This window comes from Streptomyces sp. Xyl84 (assembly GCF_059731885.1).
The window spans coordinates 393,072-412,085 of the sequence record NZ_AP029183.1 but is presented as its reverse complement, the minus strand read 5'-3'; the positions used below and the strand labels follow the sequence as shown (position 1 = coordinate 412,085).

Annotated in this window: 19 protein-coding genes and 1 pseudogene; 11 read left to right on the top strand and 9 right to left on the bottom strand. The window is 71.0% G+C overall.

Going from position 1 to position 19,014, the window contains the following annotated elements; genetic code table 11:
- Positions 1-65 precede the first annotated feature (65 nt).
- From AC6I72_RS33590 to AC6I72_RS33575, 4 genes are read left to right on the top strand one after another with little or no spacing between them, the layout of a single operon-like run.
- Positions 66-1,265 (top strand): LLM class flavin-dependent oxidoreductase, encoded by a 1,200-nt coding sequence (locus tag AC6I72_RS33590; protein ID WP_498005233.1) that lies wholly within the window; start codon positions 66-68, stop codon positions 1,263-1,265.
- 21 nt (positions 1,266-1,286) lie between these two features.
- Positions 1,287-2,663: an NtaA/DmoA family FMN-dependent monooxygenase gene (locus tag AC6I72_RS33585; RefSeq protein WP_498005232.1), complete on the top strand. Its 1,377-nt coding sequence runs from the start codon at positions 1,287-1,289 to the stop codon at positions 2,661-2,663.
- Positions 2,660-3,751: an LLM class flavin-dependent oxidoreductase gene (locus AC6I72_RS33580; protein WP_498005231.1), complete on the top strand. Its 1,092-nt coding sequence runs from the start codon at positions 2,660-2,662 to the stop codon at positions 3,749-3,751. The genes AC6I72_RS33585 and AC6I72_RS33580 overlap by 4 nt, the downstream gene beginning before the upstream one ends.
- On the top strand, positions 3,744-4,892 hold the full coding sequence (locus AC6I72_RS33575) for an LLM class flavin-dependent oxidoreductase (RefSeq protein ID WP_498005230.1): 1,149 nt from the start codon (positions 3,744-3,746) through the stop codon (positions 4,890-4,892). The genes AC6I72_RS33580 and AC6I72_RS33575 overlap by 8 nt, the downstream gene beginning before the upstream one ends.
- Positions 4,893-5,117: 225 nt before the next feature.
- On the opposite strand, the gene AC6I72_RS33570 is transcribed toward AC6I72_RS33575, so the two are convergent.
- Positions 5,118-6,083: a serine hydrolase domain-containing protein gene (locus AC6I72_RS33570; RefSeq protein ID WP_498005229.1), complete on the bottom strand. Its 966-nt coding sequence runs from the start codon at positions 6,081-6,083 to the stop codon at positions 5,118-5,120.
- Between the two features lie 615 nt (positions 6,084-6,698).
- On the opposite strand from AC6I72_RS33570, the gene AC6I72_RS33565 reads away from it, so the two are divergent.
- Positions 6,699-7,583, top strand: coding sequence for a fructosamine kinase family protein (locus tag AC6I72_RS33565; protein ID WP_498005228.1), 885 nt, complete (start codon positions 6,699-6,701; stop codon positions 7,581-7,583).
- 126 nt (positions 7,584-7,709) lie between these two features.
- Here the strand turns inward: AC6I72_RS33565 and AC6I72_RS33560 are convergent, their stop codons facing one another.
- A complete protein-coding gene (locus AC6I72_RS33560) occupies positions 7,710-8,129 on the bottom strand; it encodes a VOC family protein (protein WP_498005227.1) in 420 nt (139 codons plus the stop codon).
- 117 nt (positions 8,130-8,246) lie between these two features.
- Positions 8,247-9,095: a helix-turn-helix transcriptional regulator gene (locus tag AC6I72_RS33555; protein ID WP_498005226.1), complete on the bottom strand. Its 849-nt coding sequence runs from the start codon at positions 9,093-9,095 to the stop codon at positions 8,247-8,249.
- A 138-nt stretch (positions 9,096-9,233) separates the two neighbouring features.
- Between AC6I72_RS33555 and AC6I72_RS33550 the strand changes: the two genes are divergently transcribed.
- Complete coding sequence (locus AC6I72_RS33550) at positions 9,234-10,013, top strand: NAD(P)H-dependent oxidoreductase (protein ID WP_498005225.1); 780 nt, start codon at positions 9,234-9,236, stop codon at positions 10,011-10,013.
- A 196-nt stretch (positions 10,014-10,209) separates the two neighbouring features.
- Here AC6I72_RS33550 and AC6I72_RS33545 read toward each other — a convergent pair whose 3' ends face one another.
- Together AC6I72_RS33545 and AC6I72_RS33540 are read right to left on the bottom strand one after the other, a co-directional pair.
- Entirely contained in the window at positions 10,210-10,815 is a 606-nt protein-coding gene (locus AC6I72_RS33545; RefSeq protein WP_498005224.1) for a peptidase inhibitor family I36 protein, read from the bottom strand.
- Positions 10,816-11,182: 367 nt separating this feature from the next.
- A complete protein-coding gene (locus AC6I72_RS33540) occupies positions 11,183-12,055 on the bottom strand; it encodes an aldo/keto reductase family oxidoreductase (RefSeq protein WP_498005223.1) in 873 nt (290 codons plus the stop codon).
- Positions 12,056-12,185: 130 nt separating this feature from the next.
- Between AC6I72_RS33540 and AC6I72_RS33535 the strand changes: the two genes are divergently transcribed.
- Entirely contained in the window at positions 12,186-12,620 is a 435-nt protein-coding gene (locus AC6I72_RS33535) for a winged helix-turn-helix transcriptional regulator (protein ID WP_498005222.1), read from the top strand.
- Between the two features lie 309 nt (positions 12,621-12,929).
- Here AC6I72_RS33535 and AC6I72_RS33530 read toward each other — a convergent pair.
- Both AC6I72_RS33530 and AC6I72_RS33525 read right to left on the bottom strand, forming a co-directional pair.
- Positions 12,930-13,151: pseudogene (locus tag AC6I72_RS33530) on the bottom strand (amidohydrolase family protein); the annotation flags it as partial.
- Between the two features lie 218 nt (positions 13,152-13,369).
- Positions 13,370-13,747: a MerR family transcriptional regulator gene (locus AC6I72_RS33525; RefSeq protein WP_498005221.1), complete on the bottom strand. Its 378-nt coding sequence runs from the start codon at positions 13,745-13,747 to the stop codon at positions 13,370-13,372.
- A gap of 67 nt (positions 13,748-13,814) precedes the next feature.
- Between AC6I72_RS33525 and AC6I72_RS33520 the strand changes: the two genes are divergently transcribed.
- The 3 genes from AC6I72_RS33520 to AC6I72_RS33510 all read left to right on the top strand — a co-directional run bounded on the left by AC6I72_RS33520 (position 13,815) and on the right by AC6I72_RS33510 (position 16,186).
- Entirely contained in the window at positions 13,815-14,150 is a 336-nt protein-coding gene (locus AC6I72_RS33520; protein WP_498005220.1) for an EthD domain-containing protein, read from the top strand.
- Between the two features lie 675 nt (positions 14,151-14,825).
- Positions 14,826-15,767, top strand: coding sequence for a ketopantoate reductase family protein (locus AC6I72_RS33515; RefSeq protein WP_498005219.1), 942 nt, complete (start codon positions 14,826-14,828; stop codon positions 15,765-15,767).
- 182 nt (positions 15,768-15,949) lie between these two features.
- Positions 15,950-16,186, top strand: coding sequence for a hypothetical protein (locus AC6I72_RS33510; protein WP_498005218.1), 237 nt, complete (start codon positions 15,950-15,952; stop codon positions 16,184-16,186).
- A gap of 395 nt (positions 16,187-16,581) precedes the next feature.
- Here the strand turns inward: AC6I72_RS33510 and yczE are convergent, their stop codons facing one another.
- A complete protein-coding gene (gene yczE / locus AC6I72_RS33505) occupies positions 16,582-17,253 on the bottom strand; it encodes a membrane protein YczE (protein ID WP_498005217.1) in 672 nt (223 codons plus the stop codon).
- On the bottom strand, positions 17,250-17,822 hold the full coding sequence (locus tag AC6I72_RS33500; protein WP_498005216.1) for a TetR/AcrR family transcriptional regulator: 573 nt from the start codon (positions 17,820-17,822) through the stop codon (positions 17,250-17,252). Before AC6I72_RS33500 ends, yczE begins: the two co-directional genes overlap by 4 nt.
- 243 nt (positions 17,823-18,065) lie before the next feature.
- Here AC6I72_RS33500 and AC6I72_RS33495 point away from each other — a divergent pair, with 243 nt between their 5' ends.
- The gene (locus tag AC6I72_RS33495; RefSeq protein WP_498005215.1) at positions 18,066-19,004 is read left to right on the top strand and encodes an NADP-dependent oxidoreductase; all 939 of its coding nucleotides are present in this window, start codon (positions 18,066-18,068) and stop codon (positions 19,002-19,004) included.
- The last annotated feature ends 10 nt before the right edge of the window (positions 19,005-19,014 follow it).

The following is a 19,014-nucleotide window of genomic DNA, read 5'->3' as shown; positions in this document are numbered from 1 at the left end:
GCGCCGTGCGCCCCGGTTCCCGCGGGCCGGCGATCTCGTACGGACCTCCAGGAAGGCATCCCTCCGTGTCCCCTTCTCCTTCGCTGCACCTTGCCGTGGCCCTAGACGGCACCGGCTGGCACCCCGCCTCATGGCGCGAGCAGGAAGCCCGTCCCAGGGACCTGTTCACCGCCGGATACTGGGCCGGCCTGGTCGCCGAGGCCGAGCGCGGCCTGCTCGACTTCGTCACCTTCGAGGACGGACTCGGTCTGCAGTCCTCGCACTACGGCGAGCCGGACGGCCGCACCGACCAGGTCCGCGGCCGCCTGGACGCCGTACTGATCGCGTCCCGCATCGCACCCCTCACCCGGCACATCGGTCTGGTGCCGACCGTGATCGCCACCCACACGGAGCCGTTCCACGTCTCCAAGGCGATCGCCACCCTCGACCACGTCAGCGGCGGCCGGGCCGGCCTGCGGGTGCAGATCAGCGCCCGCCCGCACGAGGCCGGCCACTTCGGGCGGCGCACCTTCCCGCCGCTGAGCCTGGAGGAGTTGCGGACCCCGGCCGGACAGGAGCGGCTGACCGGCCTGTTCGACGAGGCCGCCGACCACGTCGAGGTCGTGCGCCGGCTCTGGGACAGCTGGGAGGACGACGCCGAGATCCGGGACGTCGCCACCGGCCGCTTCATCGACCGGGACAAACTGCACTACATCGACTTCGAGGGCAAGTACTTCAGCGTCAAGGGACCCTCCATCACTCCCCGCCCGCCCCAGGGCCAGCCGCTGGTCACCGCCCTGGCCCACCAGACCGTCCCGTACCGGCTGGTGGCCCGCCAGGCCGACGTCGGCTACGTCACCCCGCACGACGCCGGGCAGGCCCGCGCGATCGTCGCCGAGATCCGCGCCGAGCAGGAGGCGGCCGGGCGGGCCGGCGAACCCCTGCACGTCTTCGGTGACCTGGTGGTCTTCCTGGACGCCGAGCAGGCCGCCGCGGAGGACCGGCGCGCACGCCTCGACGCCCTGGCGGGGGAGCCGTACACCAGCGACGCCCGCATCTTCGCCGGTACGCCCGCCCAGCTCGCCGATCTGCTCCAGGAACTCCACAGCGCCGGGCTGACCGGTTTCCGCCTGCGCCCCGCCGTCGCCGGTCACGACCTGCCGGCCATCACCCGCGGACTGGTCCCCGAGCTCCAGCGCCGCGACGCCTTCCGCACCGCCTACGAGGCCGGCACCGTCCGCGGCCTGCTGGGCCTGCCCCGCCCCGTCAACCGCTACGCCGCCTGAGCCGGAGGGACCGCACCCACCATGAGCAAGCCGCTGAAGCAGATCCACCTGGCCGCGCACTTCCCGGGCGTCAACAACACCACCGTGTGGAGCGACCCGGCCGCCGGCAGCCACATCGAGTTCGGCTCCTTCGTCCACTTCGCGCAGACCGCCGAACGGGCCAAGTTCGACTTCCTGTTCCTCGCCGAGGGATTGCGCCTGCGCGAACAGGGCGGGCAGATCTACGACCTTGACGTCGTCGGCCGCCCCGACACCTTCACCGTGCTGGCCGCGCTCGCCGCCGTCACCGACCGCCTCGGCCTGACCGGCACCATCAACTCCACGTTCAACGAGCCCTACGAGGTGGCCCGCCAGTTCGCCAGCCTCGACCACCTCTCCGGCGGTCGCTCCGCGTGGAACGTGGTCACCTCCTGGGACGCGTTCACCGGGGAGAACTTCCGCCGCGGCGGCTTCCTGCCGCAGGAGGAGCGCTACTCCCGCGCCGAAGAGTTCCTGGCCACGGCGAACGAGCTCTTCGACTCCTGGCACGGCGACGAGATCGCCGCCGACCAGGAGACCGGGGTCTTCCTGCGCGATGCCGAGCCGGGCTCGTTCGCCCACACGGGGAAACACTTCGACATCCGGGGACAGTTCAACGTGCCGCGCTCCCCCCAGGGCCGTCCGGTGATCTTCCAGGCCGGCGACTCCGAGGAGGGCCGCGAGTTCGCCGCGTCGAGCGCCGACGCCATCTTCAGCCGGTACGCCACCTTGAAGGAGGGCCAGGCGTTCTACACGGACGTCAAGAACCGCCTCGCCAAGTACGGCCGCCGCCCGGACCAGCTGCTGATCCTGCCCGCCGCGACCTTCGTGCTCGGCGACACCGACCAGGAGGCCGCCGAACTCGCGCGCGAGGTGCGCCGGCAGCAGGTCAGCGGCGCCACCGCCATCAAGCACCTGGAGTTCGTGTGGAACCGTGACCTGTCGGCGTACGACCCGGAGGGGCCGCTGCCCGACGTCGACCCCGTGGTGAGCGAGGAGCACATCGCGCGGGGCCGCGCCCAGGTGCGGATGTACCGGGACCCGATCGCCGTCGCCCGCCAGTGGCGGCAGCTCGCCGAGGCCAACAAGTGGTCCATCCGCGACCTGGTCGTCAACACCGGCAACCGGCAGACGTTCGTCGGCTCCCCGGCCACCGTGGCGCAGACCATCGACGACTTCGTGCAGGCCGACGTCTCCGACGGCTTCATCCTCGTCCCCCACATCACCCCCGGCGGCCTCGACCCCTTCGCCGACAAGGTCGTCCCGCTCCTTCAGGAGCGGGGCGTCTTCCGCACCGACTACGAGGGCACGACCCTGCGCGACCACCTCGGCCTCGCCCACCCCGACTCCCTGCCGGGCGAGCAGCGGGTGGCGTCGTGAAATTCCTGGCCATCACCCTCATCGTGCACCGCCCGGACCCTGTCACCGGGATACAGAAGCCGACCCACGAACGCTTCCGCGAGGTCCTCGACAGCGCCCTGCTGGCCGAGGAATTGGGCTTCGACGGCTTCGGCGTGGGGGAGCGGCACGAGCGGCCGTTCATCTCCTCGTCCCCGACCGTCGTGCTCAGCCACGTGGCCGCCCTGACGAAGCGGATCCGCCTGTTCACGGCCGTCACGACGCTCAGCCTGCTGGACCCGGTGCGGGCGTACGAGGACTACGCCACGCTGGACCACCTGTCCGACGGGCGCCTCGACCTGATCATCGGCAAGGGCAACGGCGCCGCCCAGCGCGACCTGTTCCACGTCACGCCCGAGGACCAGTGGAGCCGCAACGCCGAGAGCTACGAGGTCTTTCACAAGCTGTGGCGTCAGGACAGGGTCACCGCCGCGACCCGCTTCCGTCCCCCGCTGACCGACGCCGAGGTGTGGCCACGGCCCTACCAGCGGCCGATCCGGGTCTGGCACGGCAGCGCCACCAGCAAGGAGTCCGTCGACCTGGCCGCCCGCTACGGCGACCCGCTGTTCTCGGCGAACGTCACCCACCCCATCGAGCCGTACGCCGAGCTGGTCCGCTACTACCGGCAGCGGTGGGACCACTACGGTCACGACCCGGCACGGATCGCCGTCGGCGCCGGTACCGCGGGCATCTGTCTCGCCCCCACCTCGCAGGAGGCGCTGGCCGCGTACCGGCCGGTCTTCGAGGCCAACCGCGCCTTTGCCGAGAGGGCCGGCCTGCCGGTCGTCTTCGAGACCCTGGAGGACTTCGCCGAACGCAGCTCCGCACTGATCGGCAGCCCGCAGCAGGTCATCGACAAGGTGCACCGCTACCACGAACAGTTCGGGCACACCGTGCTGCACCTGCACGCCGACGCGGGCGGGCTGACGGAGTCCCGGCACCGAGCCTCCCTGGAGCTGTTCCAGTCCGAGGCCGCCCCCGTGCTGCGCCGCGAGATCCCGGACCCGCCGTTCGCATGGGGACCCGTGCTGCCTGCACCACCGCTTTCCCAGGAGTCCGCCCATGTCTGACATCCCCCTCGGCATCCTCGACCTGGTCCCGATCCCGTCGGGTTCGACGGCAGCCGACGCCCTGCGCAACTCGATCGACCTCGCACAGCGGGCCGAGCGCCTCGGTTACGCCCGCTACTGGTTCGCCGAGCACCACCTCAACCCCGGCGTGGCCGGCACGTCACCCGCCGTCGTCCTGGCGCTGACCGCCGCCTCGACCTCCACCATCCGGCTCGGCTCCGGAGCCGTACAGCTCGGGCACCGCACCGCGCTGTCCACCGTGGAGGAGTTCGGACTGCTCGACGCACTGCACCCGGGCCGGTTCGATCTGGGACTGGGCCGCTCGGGCGGCCGCCCGCCGGGACAGCCGGCCGCACCGCTGCCGACGGCGACCCCGGTCGTCGACGGCCGCGCCCCGAACGGCCTGTTGATCCCGCCTCGCTTCTCCTTCGAGCATCTGCTCGGGTCACCCCGCATTGCGCTGCAGCGCAGACTGCTCCTGCTGCCGGGCGCCGCGCCACAGGACTACGCCGAGCAGATCGACGACCTCCTCGCCCTGCTGGCCGGCACCTACCGCTCGCCGGAGGGCGTCGAGGCGCACGTCGTGCCGGGGGAGGGCGCCGACGTGGACGTGTGGATCCTCGGCAGCAGCGGTGGGCAGAGCGCCGAGACGGCGGGCGCCAGAGGGCTGCGGTTCGCGGCGAACTACCACGTCAGCCCGGCCACGGTGCTGGAGGCGGTGGAGGGCTACCGGTCCTTCTTCCAGCCCTCCGAGTTCCTCGACAAGCCGTACGTCAGCGTCTCGGCGGACGTCGTCGTCGCCGAGGACGACGCCGCCGCCCGCGAACTGGCCACCGGATACGGCCTGTGGGTGCGCAGCATCCGCACCGCCGAGGGCGCCATCGAGTTCCCGACGCCGCAGGAAGCGCGCGCCCGTACGTGGACCGACGAGGACCGGGCCCTCGTCCAGGACCGCCTCGACACCCAGTTCACGGGATCGCCGGCCCGGGTGGCCGACCAGCTGGAACAACTCCAGGAGGCGACGGGCGCGGACGAGTTGCTCATCACGACGATCACCCACGACCACACGGACCGGGTCCGCTCGTACGAACTGCTCGCGGAGGAATGGCGCCGCCGGGGTCACTCCTTGCGTCCCAGCTGATGCCCGCAGGCACTCCACCGACCGGGCCGTAGCGACCGCTTCGGCGCGGCTCGCCTCGTCGCCGCGCCGAAGCCGTGGGCGGCGGGACGCAGCCGCGCTCCGGACAGCGGCCCGGTGCAGGGCGGCCCGCTGCCCGGTCGCGGAACAGCGGAGCCGGTGACTGCGACGGGCTCTGCCCCGCCGTGTCGACGACGGCATGGACCGGCCGGACGGACGGTCCGGCTGTCATGCGGTGAGCGCGGCGTCGATGAGGGCTTTGATGTACGGGAGGTCATCGCCGGCCCCTGTCGGGTTCAGGGAGTACACCAGGCGGTGGCGGAGGTCGCGGGTGGCGAAGAAGCCGTTGTCCCAGCCGGGACGGGAACCGGTCTTGCCCCACACCTCCTCGCCGTCCGGAAGCTGGTGGCGCATGAGCCCGCCGACGCTGTAACAGGGCGTCGGACCGGAGCAGTTCTTGTTGTCGGGGCCGTTCGTCGCGACCGGCACTTCGAACACCAGTTTCTGCTCGGCGGGTGGGAGCAGGCGGCCCCGGAACAGGGCGGTCGTGAACCGGTCCAGGTCGGCTGCGGTGGAGATCAGGCCTCCTTCCGCCCACGGGTACGGGCTCTGCTCGGTCACGTCCTGTCCCTCGACGTACACCTCCGCGTGCGGCGAGGGGATCGTGGGGTCGTCGGCGGCGGGCAGGCTGGTGTGGCGCAGGCGCAGCGGGCGGATGATCCTGCGCTCCAGCTCGGTGGCGAAGGAGTGACCGGTGACCTTCTCCACGATCAGACCGAGGACGAAGGAGTTGAGCCCGTTGTACTGCTGCTCATGACCGGGTTCGGGCGGCGTGCCCGTGGCTGCGGCGAACGATTCGCGCAGGAGGTCTTCGGGCGTCACAGATCTCGACTGCCATCCGGGTCCGTCGGCCGGGCCGGGTGTCGGGGCGGGCCTGGGCAGGCCGCTGGTGTGGTCGAGGAGGTGGTGCACGGTGACGCCGTCGTACGCCTCGGGCAGCACCTGGGGGACGTACCGCCGTGCCGGTGCGTCCAGGTCGATCCGGTGCTCGGCGATGAGTTGCAGCACCACCGTGTCGGTGAAGACCTTGGTGACGCTGCCGGCCCGGAGGTACGCGTCGGCGGTGACGGGGCCGGCAGCGGCGCCCACGCCGTCCTGCCTGATCAACGCGCCTGCGACGATGTCGTCGGGCACGTGGCCGAGGATGTCCTGGACAGTGGGCTGCGCGGACGCCGGGGCACCGGAAGCGGCAGAGGCGGCGGCTGCGGGCAGAACCGCACCGGCCGTGAGAGCAGAGGTCAGAAGAAGAGCGGTGACGGCAAGGCGTAGCTGCATCGAGGTACCTCCGGCGGTGCTCAGGTGACTAGGCCCTGTCGTCACATTCCCGCCTGCCTCGCGACGACATGCACGCACTCTCGCCGCACCGGGCCCAGACCCGAGTACGTCCAGTACGAGGGTCAGGGCCCGGCACGCCGAGAGCACGCACCTGACGCCGCGAGGCCCGCCCTCCGGGCGGACGACGGGAATGTGACGACAGGACCTAGGGTGACTACGACAACTCTGCTGCGTGGCAGCGGCGTTGCCCATCGGTGATCACCCTGACGACAACCCTGAACTCCCCCTGACTCCCCGACTCCACCGCCGCGGCGGACTCCCCACGAGCGAGCCCCCAACCGAGCGGATGAAATCAAGCGGGACGGCGGCACAGCCGGCTCGCCCCCTGCGCCTGCTGCCCGTACTTCACCGGCCCCGCCGTTCGGGCCCGGATCCCCCCTCGTTGACCGCGACCACGACGACAGGAGCACCCCCGTGACAGCCGCGATGTCCTTCTTGCTCGAACGCCTGCGTGCGGCCGGCCTGACCGATGTCGTCACGGCCGAGCCGGCCACCGGCGGCCTCGCCGCGACCGCGGGGATCGCGCGCCGCGGTGACGGCACGCGGGTGTTCGTCAAGGCGTTCACGGAGCCGCCGTCGGACGACGCGTTCGCCGCGGAAGCCGAAGGACTCACCGCGCTGCGCGAGGCGGGCGGCGTCGTCACGCCCGAGATCATCCTCGCGGACCGCGACCTGCTCGTCCTGTCCGTGCTGGAGACCCGGCCGGGCACCGAGGCCTTCTGGGAGCAGTTCGCGCATGCGCTCGCCCACCTGCACACCACCACGCGACACCCCCGGTTCGGGTGGCACCGGGACAACTGGCTGGGCCGTCGTCGGCAGGTCAACGCCTGGGACGACGACGGGTTCGAGTTCTTCGCCCAGCACCGTCTGCTGCGCTGGCTCGGCGAGCATCGCGTCCAGGAGGCGCTCGACGCCGCGGACCGGGCAGCCCTGGAGCGGCTGTGCGACCGGCTGCCCGAGCTGCTGCCGGTCAGGCCCGCGTGCCTGACACACGGCGACCTGTGGGCGCAGAACGTCATGGCCACCCCTGACGGGCGGCCCGCGCTGATCGACCCGGCCGTGTCGTACATGTGGGCCGAGGTCGACCTGGCCCACCTGTGGACGACGGCGCCGCCGCCCGAGGCCCACGTCTTCTTCAGGCTGTACGCCGAGCTGACCGGGCTCGACCGCGACTGGCGCGCACGCATGCCGATCCTCCAGCTACGCCAGCACCTGGCCGTCATCGCCCAGTTCGAGCCCGACTGGGGCGCAGCCGATCTGGTGCGGGCCACCCTTGCCCCGTTCCGGCGGCGCCCCTGAGCGGAGCCGAACGGCCGTAGCGGGGCCCGTGTGGTACGGCGGTCCGGGCCTGCGGTCGGCCTCGACGAAGGCGCGCGGGGAGCGGAAGCCGCGCACAGACGCCGGACACGGGCACCGGCGCCGGAGTCAACCTCCCAACGACTCCCGGAGCCGGTCGTCAGGCGCCAGGGTGCGCACGACGTCGAACTCGTTGCCCTCGGGGTCGGCCATGACCACCCAGCTCCGGCCGGGGCCCTGGCCCACGTCCGTCGTGGAGGCGCCGAGGCCGAGCAGCCTGGTCACCTCGTCCTCGGTGCTGCCGTCGATCGGGCTGACGTCGAGATGGAGCCGGTTCTTGGCGGTCTTGCCCTCGGGCACACGGATGAACACCAGGGTGGGCGGCATCTGGCGGGCCCGCACCTCCTCGACGGTCGGCACCCAGGAGCCGATCTCGACCTTGCCCTCCGCCCGGTCGATCACCTTGAAGTCCAGCACCTCGCACCAGAAGGCCGCGAGTCTCTCCGGATCGTCGCAGTCGACGGTCAACTCGGTGAACCTGCTTGTCATGCTTCTCCCAGATAGTAGGAACGAGGCTCAGGGTAGGCCGCCCGCCCGGCACATCTGAGATCTTTTCTGCCAGAAACCGTCCTCAGCCCCTGGCCCGGCACCGGCGCCCGCGCCCGGTCACCGTGCCCGCTGAGCGTTCACCGGGGAATGCGCGTCACCGCTGTCCGCGCCGAGGCCCGCGAGCAGGCGCAGTCCGTTCTCGTCGGGGGTGCCGGGGGCCGCGGACAGCACCAGCAGCTCCATGCCTGACTTGTCCGGTAGCGGGAAGTTCTCCTGGTGCAGCTCCAGGCGGCCGACCAGCGGGTGCCGGTAGGCCTTGCGGCCATGTGTGCGGGCGCGCACGTCCGCGCGAGCCCAGAGGCGGCGGAAGCGCTCGCTGCCCATCGCCAGCTCCCCGATGAGCGAGGCCAGGCGGGGATCGTCGGGGAACTTCCCGGCGGCCAGACGCAGGTGCCCGACCGCGTCGAGCGTGCAGTTCTCCCAGTCCGCGTAGAGACCGTGCTCGGCCTCCTCCAGAAAGATGTGACGGGCCGTGTTCAGGCCCGGAATCGGCCGGCCGAAGAGGAGTCCGGCGAGACGGTTCCCGGCGAGCACGTCCAGACGGTGGTCCATGATCAGCGCGGGAGCGTCGGCGACCAGGTCGAGGAGGCGCAGCAGCTCCGGCCGGACCCGCCCGCCGGGCGCCTTCGCGCGGCGGCGGCGCTGGCGGGCGAGCCGGTAGAGGTGCTCGTGCTCGGTCTCGTCGAGACCGAGGACGCGGGCCAGCGCGTCGAGGACCTGCTCGGAGGGCTGGGTCGCACGGCCCTGCTCCAGGCGTACGTAGTAGTCGACGCTGACTCCGGACAGATGCGCCACCTCTTCGCGGCGCAGCCCTTCGACCCGGCGGCGGCTGTCGGTGGGGACGCCGACGGCCGCCGGGGCGACCCGGGAACGCCGGGTCCGCAAGAAGCCCGCGAGATCGTCCATGTCCCCAGTATGGCCTCGCCGGTGCCCGTGAAGGTGGCCCTGCCGTTACCAGGAAGTCCCGTCCGACGGAGAAGGAGCCCCTGAACGCCGGGCGCCGGGACGCCCAGGATCTGAGGCACCAGATCCGAAGGAGTTCCCATGAAGACGCTGATCGTCTACGCCCACCCGGAGCCGGAGTCGCTCAACGGCTCGCTCAAGGACCTCGCGGTGTCCACCCTGGAGGCCGCCGGGCACGAGGTACGGGTGAGCGATCTGTACGCGATGAACTGGAAGGCGGTCGCGGACGCCGCGGACTACGGCCCCCACGCGTCCAGTCCGCTGAAGGTCGTCCGGGACTCGGGCCGGGCCTTCGAGGCGGGGACGCTCACCCCGGACGTCCTCGCCGAGCAGGAGAAGCTGCTGTGGGCCGACACGATCGTCTTCCAGTTCCCGCTGTGGTGGTACACCATGCCCGCGATCCTCAAAGGCTGGGTGGACCGGGTGTTCACCTACCGCTTCGCGTACGGTGTCGGCGAGCACAGCGACACCAAGTACGGCGAGCGCTTCGGCGAAGGCACTCTCGCGGGCAGGAAGGCCCTGCTGTCGGTGACCGTCGGCGGGCCGGAGCCGCATTACGCCGCTCGCGGGATCAACGGCCCCATCGACGATCTGCTGTTCCCGATCCAGCACGGCATCCTCTACTACCCGGGCATCGAGGTACTGCCGCCCTTCGTGCTGTACGGCACCGATCGGATGACCGGCGAGGACTACCGGGACGTCGCCAAGGCCTGGGAACAACGCCTGCTCACCCTGGAGTCGACCGAGCCGATCGCATTCCGGCGGCAGAACTTCGGCGACTACGAGATCCCCTCGCTGCACCTGAAGGAGGGACTGGAGCCCGCCGGCCGCACGGGTTTCGGGCTGCACGTCCGCGGCTGACCGCCCGCGGGGAGAGAGCAAGCGGGGCGCGACGACCCAGGAGGGCAGAGCAAGGGCGTGACGGCGGTCACCGGTGGATGATCGATGAGGGCCTCCTGCGGTCGGGCGTGAGTGTCGCAGTCCACACCGGACCCAGAAGGCCCTCACCCGTCCAAGCACCCGGCACGCGTGTCACCAACGTCCCGGGACACACGCCCTAGCCGCAGGGGATCACGTAGCGGACGGGGCTCCAGTCGCCGTGGGCGTCCGAGCTGTACGCGCGCGGCGTCTTGTAGATCATGGTGCCGTTGGGGTTGTACATCCGGGCCCGGCGGCTCTCCAGGTCGCGGGTCTGGTCGTTGACCCAGGAACCGCCCTTGCCCCAGGTGGACACGTAGTACTTCGTGTTGCACTGGCGCATCTTGATGATGCTCCCGCTGAAGTCGTCCCGCTGGTAGGCACAGAAGTTCCCGGACACCCCCGCAACGTCCAGGCACGGGTCGGCGGCGGCGCGCAGCCCGTTGCCCGAGGCGAAGTCGCGCGGGTGGGCTTCGCCCGGCAGGGCGACGAGGATCTCGCCCTTGCCCTTGAGGTCGATCTTGTTGAGCGCGACCTGCGTCCCGCCCGTCTTCTTCAGGTAGCGGTCCACCTCCGCCTGCAGCGCCGTGGTCTGCGCGCTGGTCAGGTGCGCGGACTCGGCCTGCTGGGCGAAGCGCGAGGCCGCCGGCGCCCCCGGTCCTGCCTCGGCGGTGCCCACGCCCGTGACGAGCATGAGCAGTCCCCCTGCCGCCGCGACGGCTGCACGCCCCTTCGTGACTGCCATGTGTTTCCCCCTGTCTCTTCGCGGTTCTCCGCTGGAGCCGCCGCCCTTCGCGGCGCCCTCAGCAGGTTCCCATCGGCGGGAAGTCACTTCGTCCGTCAAGGAGTTGAGCCGTGGTAAACCTTCGCGGTAAGTGCCACGGATGACGTCGGTTTCGGTCAGCAATGCCGTCGGGGGCCGCACTCCGAAGCCTGTCCGGTCCTCGGGGCGTCCGGTCGGCCACCGGCACCGACAGCACCTCCGCCGCACCCACCCGCGCCGCGCCCTCGTAGCCCTCGCCGGGAGACGCATGGCCGGAGCCGGCCGCCCACGCAGGAATCAGACGGTTAGGACGAGCTTGCCTAGGAGGTGACCGTGACCTGTGTGTCGTTCAGTGGCCGATGCTGTCCAGTTCCGCCACATCCTCGTCGGAGAGTGAGATCCCGGCGCCTGCGATGTTCTCGCGCAGATGAGCGGTGGACGAAGTACCGGGGATGAGCAGGATGTTCGGCGAGCGCTGCACCAGCCAGGCCAGCGCGATCGACATGGGCGTCCCACCCAGTCGGTGCGCGACCTGTGAGAGGGCCTCGGACTGCAGCGGTGTGAAGCCTCCCAGCGGGAAGAACGGCACGTAGGCGATGCCCTCGGCGGCGAGATGATCTATGAGGTCGTCGTCGTGGCGGTGGGCGAGGTTGTACATGTTCTGCACGCACACGATCGGGGCGATGCCGCGCGCCTCAGCGATCTGCTCCCCGGTGACATTGCTGACGCCGAGGTGGCGGATCAGTCCCTCTCGCTGGAGGTCGACGAGCGTCTCGAATGCTTCGGCGATCGGGCCGGGCCGGGGGCCCTGAGCGTCACCCATGCGCATGTTGACCAGGTCGAGGGTATCGACCCCGAGGGATTCGAGGTTCTCATGGATCTGCTTGCGCAGGTCTTCGGGGCGCCGGGCCGTGGGCCAGCCGCCCTGCGCGTCGCGGGTCGCACCCACCTTGGTGGCGATGAACAGCTGCTCCGGGTAGGGGTGCAGCGCTTCACGGATCAGCTCGTTCGTGATGCGCGGTCCGTAGGCGTCGCTCGTGTCGATGTGGGTGATCCCGAGGCCGACCGCCTCGCGCAGCACGGCCAGGGCGGCGTCGTGATCGGCGGGCGGCCCCATGACCCAGGGGCCGGCGAGCTGCATCGCGCCGTAGCCGAACCGGGTGACGGGCGAGTCACCCAGCGTCCAGGTTCCACCGGGAAGAGGTGCGGAGGGCGTGTTCATCGTGGTGCCTTTCACTTCGTGCGAGGGGTGGTGTCTCCGGCCCCCTTGCACCAGTCTTGGAGAGGAACTTCCTGTCGGGAAGTAGGCACTTCGAAGTGCGTAACAACCCAGAAGGTGAGAGGCAAGACCAGTGGCGACGACGAAGGCCGACAAGAAGGCGCAGGCCAAGGCGGAGTACAACGCGTTCCTGGCGGTGTGCCCCAGCCGTCAGCTCCTCGACCGGATCTCGGACAAGTGGGTCGTCCTGATCCTGTGCGCACTGGGCGGTGACACGTCCGAACACTCCGGTGCGTCGCACACGCCGAAGGCGATGCGCTACTCCGAGCTGGCCCGGCTGCTGGCCGGCGTCAGCCAGAAGATGCTGACCCAGACCCTGCGGGCTCTCGAACGCGACGGCTTGCTCATCCGTACCGTGACACCCACGGTCCCTGTCACCGTCACCTACGAGCTGACCGGCCTCGGCCTCTCACTCCACCACCTGACACGCGGGCTCAGGCAGTGGGCCCAGACCCACATGGAAGAAGTCCTCGCCCATCGCGAGGACCACGACGCGCGAGCTTCCTAGGGTCGCGGCGTTCCCCGTCTCTGCTGCCGGCCTGACCCTGTGGGTGGTGCAGTGGACGCGCGTCGAGTCGAGCCCGCATCACGGGGGGGCAGGAGGACCTTTCGTCGCTCGGTGGGGATGTCGCGATCCGTACCGAACCGGAAGGCCCTCATCTGTTCGAAATCCCCCGGCCGAGACCTGACTCACCCGTTCACAGCCTCCGCGGACATCACAACTGACGCCGATCGACGGCGAGTTCGCCGTTCAGGATCACCATGCGGAGGTCGCGTACGTGGCGGATGTCCCTGGTGGGACCGGTGTTCAGCAGGAGCCGAAGACCGTGGCGGCGGGGTGCCCGCCGCGTCCGGTGATGCCGCAACCGGTCGCCAGCAGTCGCGGGCCCCGCAGCGTGCCTGCGGCGAGTCCGTCCCGTGCGGCCAGGATCCCGTCCGTCGGATCGCCCACCGACTTGATGGTGGTGATCCCGTGGTCGAGGAACAGACCGAGCCGTCCGGGAAGCTCGTTCTCCTCGAAGACCCGCATCGGTTTCGGTCGGATCTTCCTCCGGTCCGCGCCCTGGGCCGGACGGCCCCCGCTCACGGAGCTTCGTCCGCCGACCGTGCCAGGTACGCGTGGTTGTCCTCGATGAGTTGGTCCAGCGCGGCCCTGGCGGCGGCGAGGCCCTGTCGTCAAATTCCCGCCTGCCTCGCGACGCCATGCACGCACTCTCGCCGCACCGGGCCCAGACCCGAGTACGTCCAGTACGAGGGTCAGGGCCCGGCACGCCGAGAGCACGCACCTGACGCCGCGAGGCCCGCCCTCCGGGCGGACGACGGGAATGTGACGACAGGACCTAGGCCCTCGATGGCCTCGGACAGCCGGGCTCGTTCACGGCCCATGATCTCCAGTGCCTGCCGTGCCCTGTCCTCGGTCGGCTCGGACATGCAGGGAGCCATCTCGGCGATGGTGCCGCTGGACATGCCTGCCGCCAGGAACGCCTGCACGAGGCGCACCCGCTGGACGTGCTCGTCCTCGTAGTGGCGCTGTCCGCTGGGCGAACGGGAGCTGACGAGCAGGCCCTGTTCCTCGTAGTAGCGCAGCGACCGGCGGCTGGCTCCCGTCCGGGCGGACAGTTCACCGATCCGCATGCCGAACTCCTCACGTTCTGCTGACTCACTTGCCCCTGACACTGATGTGAGCTTTTAGGTTAACCCCATGCTGAAACTCATCTTCATGATCAACCGCGTCGAGGGCATGTCGTACGAGCGTTTCGTCGAGCACCACCGGGACCGGCACGCGCCGCTGTTCACCTCCATCCCGGAGGCGGAGCGCTACGTGCGCAAGTACACCGTGTCCCACCCGGTCCCCGCCGAGAATTACCCGCCCCGGGCCTACGACGGCCTGACGGAGATCTGGTTCGAGGACTGGGAGGACCACGACGCCTTCTTCGCCTCCGAGAACTACCGGACGCTGGTCAACCCCGACGAAGCACGCTTCATCGACATGGACTCGGTGGCCGTGATGGTCACCGAGGAGAAGAAGGTCATCTGACGGACGGATTCGGCAGAGGGACACCAGCTCAGCTCTTACGGCCTCCCCCGGGTACACGTCGACGACCGCGCCTGTCACATCGTCGGCGTCCCGGGGCAGGGGCCAGGGGCCTGGACTCGGGTGACGCGGTGGACCGGCGGTCGAGTTCCGGCTCGCGACGATGGCGGTGGCGACAGCTGCCTGCCGGGCGAGCCTTCGGCCGTGAGCGACGTCACGCATGTCGACGACGTTCCAGCCGATGCGGGGGACGGCGGGGACCTTTCGGGTGAGCAGGCGGCGGATGACGTCGGTCGTTCCTGCCCCGTTCCGCGCGCCCAGCGGGGGGCCCTGCATGAAGGTCGGCAGGACAGCGGACAGTTCGAGCCCGGGCGCTCCGGCGGGCTCCCACGCTCCGTGCTCGGCGAGGATGTTCGAATCCGGGCGAACGCGCTGCGGGGTGCCGGACGGCTCGGCGTAATGGGCTTTCGGTGGTGCGGTGGTGCGGTGGTGCGGTGGTGCGGTGGTGCGGTCGTGCGCCGACACGCTGCGTCAGCTCCCCGACGGCCCGGCGCCGTTCTTCCTCCCCGCACGCCCGAGAGACTCTGCATCCGTGCCCCCACTGGGACGACAACTCTGCGAAGATCCTCTTGAAGGCGGCCACCGATCACCGGGGCCGACCGACGAGAGGACATCCTCATGACGAGCAAGCCCACTGTGGCCATCTTGGGAGCCGGCGGCATCGGCGGCCTGCTGGCCGCCCTGCTGTCCCGCTCCGGCCACCGTGTCATCTGCCTGGCCCGCGAAGCCACGGCACACACCCTGCGCAGCAGTGGGATCGAGGTCCGCAGCCGCCAGTTCGGCGGCTTCACGGCCGCCGTGGAGGCGGCCACCGAACTGTGCGAGCCGGTTGACGCGTGCCTGATCACCGTCAAGCACACCACGCTGGACGCCGCGCTCACCCGCGTCCCGCCCGAGGTCCTCGGCGACGCCCTCGTCGTCCCCCTTTTGAACGGCGTCGAACATCCCGCGATCCTGCGCGCTCGCTACCGGCCCGACCAGGTGGCCCCCGGAGTGATCCGTGTGGAGTCCACCCGCCTCCGGCCCGACGGCACCGGGCCCGTCCTGATCGAGCACGGCAGCCCGTTCGTCGAGATCGACCTGACCGCCGAGACGGCCCCCCGCCCTCGCGTCGAAGCCCTGGCCGCGAGCCTGTCCGACGCGGGCACGACGTCCCGCGCAGCGGAGGAGGAGACCGGGGCCCTGTGGGCGAAGATGGCCTTCCTCGCACCCATGGCCCTGCTCACCACCCGGTACAGGCTCCCCCTCGGCGAGGCCCGTACCCGCCACCGCGATGAGCTGGAGAGCCTGGTCGCTGAAACCGCTGCGGTGAGCCGCGCCTGCGGTGCCCCCGCCGACATCACCCAGACCCTGGCGCGGTACGACGCCTTCCCGCCCGCAACGAAATCCTCCATGCAGCGCGACGCGGAAGCGGGCCGGCCACTGGAACTCGACGCCATCGGCGGCGCATTGCTGCGCGCCGCCGCCCGCCACGACGTACCGGTGCCGGTGACGTCCCGCTTGGTACGGGAGGTAGGGGCCGCTGCCGGCAACTGGGCCGTCTCGGAGACCCCGCGCTGATAGCCGTCGCCCGACGTAGGGCGGTGAGCGATGTCCCGTCGTCGCCGGCTCGGCGGTGCCATTGGGAGATGTGGTGCCGGTGTCGTGAACTGAGGACTGTCCGGGGGTTCTCCGGGCACCGGTCGAGCTGACATGGAAGACCCGGCCGGCCCGGGTCCGGCCCTTTATGTGAGGAGAGATGCATGAAGTCGTGGCGCAAGCGAACGACCTACGGTCTTGCTGCCGTTGCCGCCGCGGTCGCGATTCCGCTGACGGCTGGTTCCGCCTCCGCCGCCAGTTGGCACGACATCGCCGGTGGACCTGAGATGTACCCCGACATGGCCGCGTGCCAGGCGGACATCCCCGAGGCGAAGAAGCACTACCAGGACGCCACCTGCGTCGACAACAACGGGCGTATCTCCCTCTGGGCGCTCTACTGATGCCGTAGCCGCCCGCCCTCACCGGGCTGCCGCCTCCCTCCGGCACCGCCGGCTCATCGCGGCTCCCGTGGGCCGCGGTCTTCAGGACCTGCGGGCACTGGGCGTGACACGGACGGCCTCCGCGCCTGGCGCGGAGGCCGTCGGCAACTTCACCGAGCACCGGCTTGCCGGGCCGTGGACGCGGTGGCTCGCCGATCACCGCCCCGGACACCGTGAGCCTGGCCGGCCGTTCCCGTGTGTTGCAGGCCCGGGTGATGCCGCTGGGCCCGCCGCGAGGTGAAAATGCGGGGCGGCTGCGCCGGCAGCACCGGGACGTGAGCCGAGTGCGCACAGGCTGCCGCCGAGCCGCTGCTCAACGCCCGGCGGGGGAACGGTCCCTCCGGTCCGGCGCGGACTCAGGGTGCGGGCGAATCCACCGCGGCGTCCGGCCGGGACGCGCGAGCGTGCCCGTCACGCGGCGGCTTCCCCGGCTCGCTCGACCCCAGAGCCAGGCGCGGCAGAAAGTAGCCGACGAGTGGTCCGATGCCGATGGCGTACACCGCCGTGCCGATTCCGACGGTGCCACCGAGCAGCCACCCGCCCACCAGGACCGATGCCTCCACGAGGGTACGGGCGACGCGGACGGAGAGACCCAGCCGCGCCAGCCCCGTCATCAGCCCGTCGCGGGGGCCAGGCCCCCAGCCGGCCCCGACGTACAGCCCGGTGGCCACCGCGGTGCCGACGAGGCCGCCGACCAGGAAGAGCAGCCGGTACGGCCAGGGCTGCGGCGCGGGCAGTACCCGCAGGGCCTGGTCGAGAACGGGGCCGACGAGGACGGCGTTGGCGAGCGTACCGATGCCGGGCCGCTGCCGCAGGGGGAGCCAGAGGAGGAACACGCCGGCCGAGACCAGGACGACGACCGCCCCGAGGGCCAGCCCCGTGGTACGGGCGATGCCCTGGGTGAGCACCGTCCACGGGTCCGTGCCCAGGCCCGCCCGGACGAGCAGGGCCGTACTGACCCCGTAGAGAGCCAGACCCGCCAGAAGCCGGGTGGCGCGCCGCGCGACCCGGTCCCCGGCCCACCTCATGAGGCGGCGGCCAGCAGCACGGCGGCGGCGTCCGCGGCGTCGGCCACCGCCCGCGCGGCGGCCTGTGGCCCCTCGACGACCACGCGCCCGGCAACGCCGTCGATGAGCAACAGCAGTTGCGAGGCGAGGAGTTCGGGTGCTGCCGTCCCGGCCTGTGCGCACAGGCCGGTGAGCAGTTCCCGCAGCCACCGCTTCTCCTCCCGGACCGCCAGGCGCACGGGGTCCTCGGGATCGACCACCTCGGCCGCGGCGTTGAGGAAGGCACAGCCCCGCCCGCCCTTCCTCTCGTACCGGTGAGCCAGCCACGAGAACACCGCCAGCGGCCGGTCGCCGGGATCGCTCACGCCGGCCAGCCACTCGTCCAGTTCCGCAGCCGCCTCGCCGTGCCGGTGCCGCAGTGCCGTGGCGGCCAGTTCGCTCTTGCCGGAGAAATGGGCGTACAGCGTCGGTTTCGACACACCTGCCTCCTGCACGACGGCATCCACACCGGTGGCCCCGAGGCCCCGGTGGTAGAAGACCTCCTCCGCGCTCTCGATGAGCTGGTTCCTGGCACTCCTTCGAGGACTCATGAAATTTAACTTACCAGTCAGGCAAGTTTCCGTCGACGCCTCAGAGAGGAAGAAGGGGTGGGCCCCCGATGAGCCCCCCGATGGGCCTCCGATGGGCCCCGGATGGGCCCCTTGGAGGTGGGCGGCCCGCGCCCGGGATCCCGCGCGAAGCGATTACTTGGCTAGCCACCTAATCGGTGCTACTTTTATGTGGCTGGCCACGGAAGTTGGCCGGTGTGGCATCCCACTGCGAGGAGAACAGTCATGAAGGCCATCGTTTTCGACACGTTCGGCGGCACCGAGGTCCTGCACGAGGCGGAGATCGACGTTCCTCGGCCCGGGCCCGGTCAGGTCCGTGTGCGCGTCCGGGCTGTCGGCGTCAACCCGGTGGACGGCAAGATCCGCTCCGGCGGCATGGAGGCCGTCTTCCCCACCACGCTGCCCGCCGTGCCCGGCGGCGAGATCGCCGGTACGGTCGACGCCGTCGGCGAGGGCGTCGACCGCCTCAAGGTGGGGGACGAGGTCCTGGGCTGGTCCGACACCGGCTCCTACGCCGAGTACGCCCTGGCCTCCGCTGCCGTCCTCGCGCACAGGCCGGCCGGTCTGGACTGGGTACACGCAGCCGCCCTGCCCGTGGCGAGCGACGGTGCCGAACGCGTCCTGGACCTGCTCGGCGTCACCTCCGGTGAGACGCTGCTGATCCACGGCGCTTCCGGCGCGCTCGGCACCATCGCCGTCCAGCTGGCCGTCGCCCGCGGCGCCCGCGTCATCGGCACCGCCGGACCGGCCAACCAGGAGTACGTCACCTCCCTCGGCGCGACCGCACTGGTCTACGGCGACAACCTGGTCGAGCGGGTCCGTGCGCTCGCCCCCGAAGGGGTGGACGCCGTCTTCGACGCCGCGGGCAAGGGCGCTCTGGAGGACTCCATCACCCTGCGCGGCGGCACGGACCGGATCGTCACCACCGCCGACTTCCGCGCCGCCGGACTCGGCGTCGTCTTCGCCGAGGGTCCCCAGCGCCGCTCCGCCGCCCGCCTCGCCGAGCTGGCCCGGCAGGCCGCCGACGGCACACTGGTCACCACGATCAGCGCCACCTACCCGCTCGCCGAAGCGGCCAAGGCGCAGCAGGCCAGCGACGCCGGCCACAATCGCGGCAAGATCGTCCTCACCGTCGACCAGTCCACCAGCCCACTTGCTGCGTGACGAGGGAGCA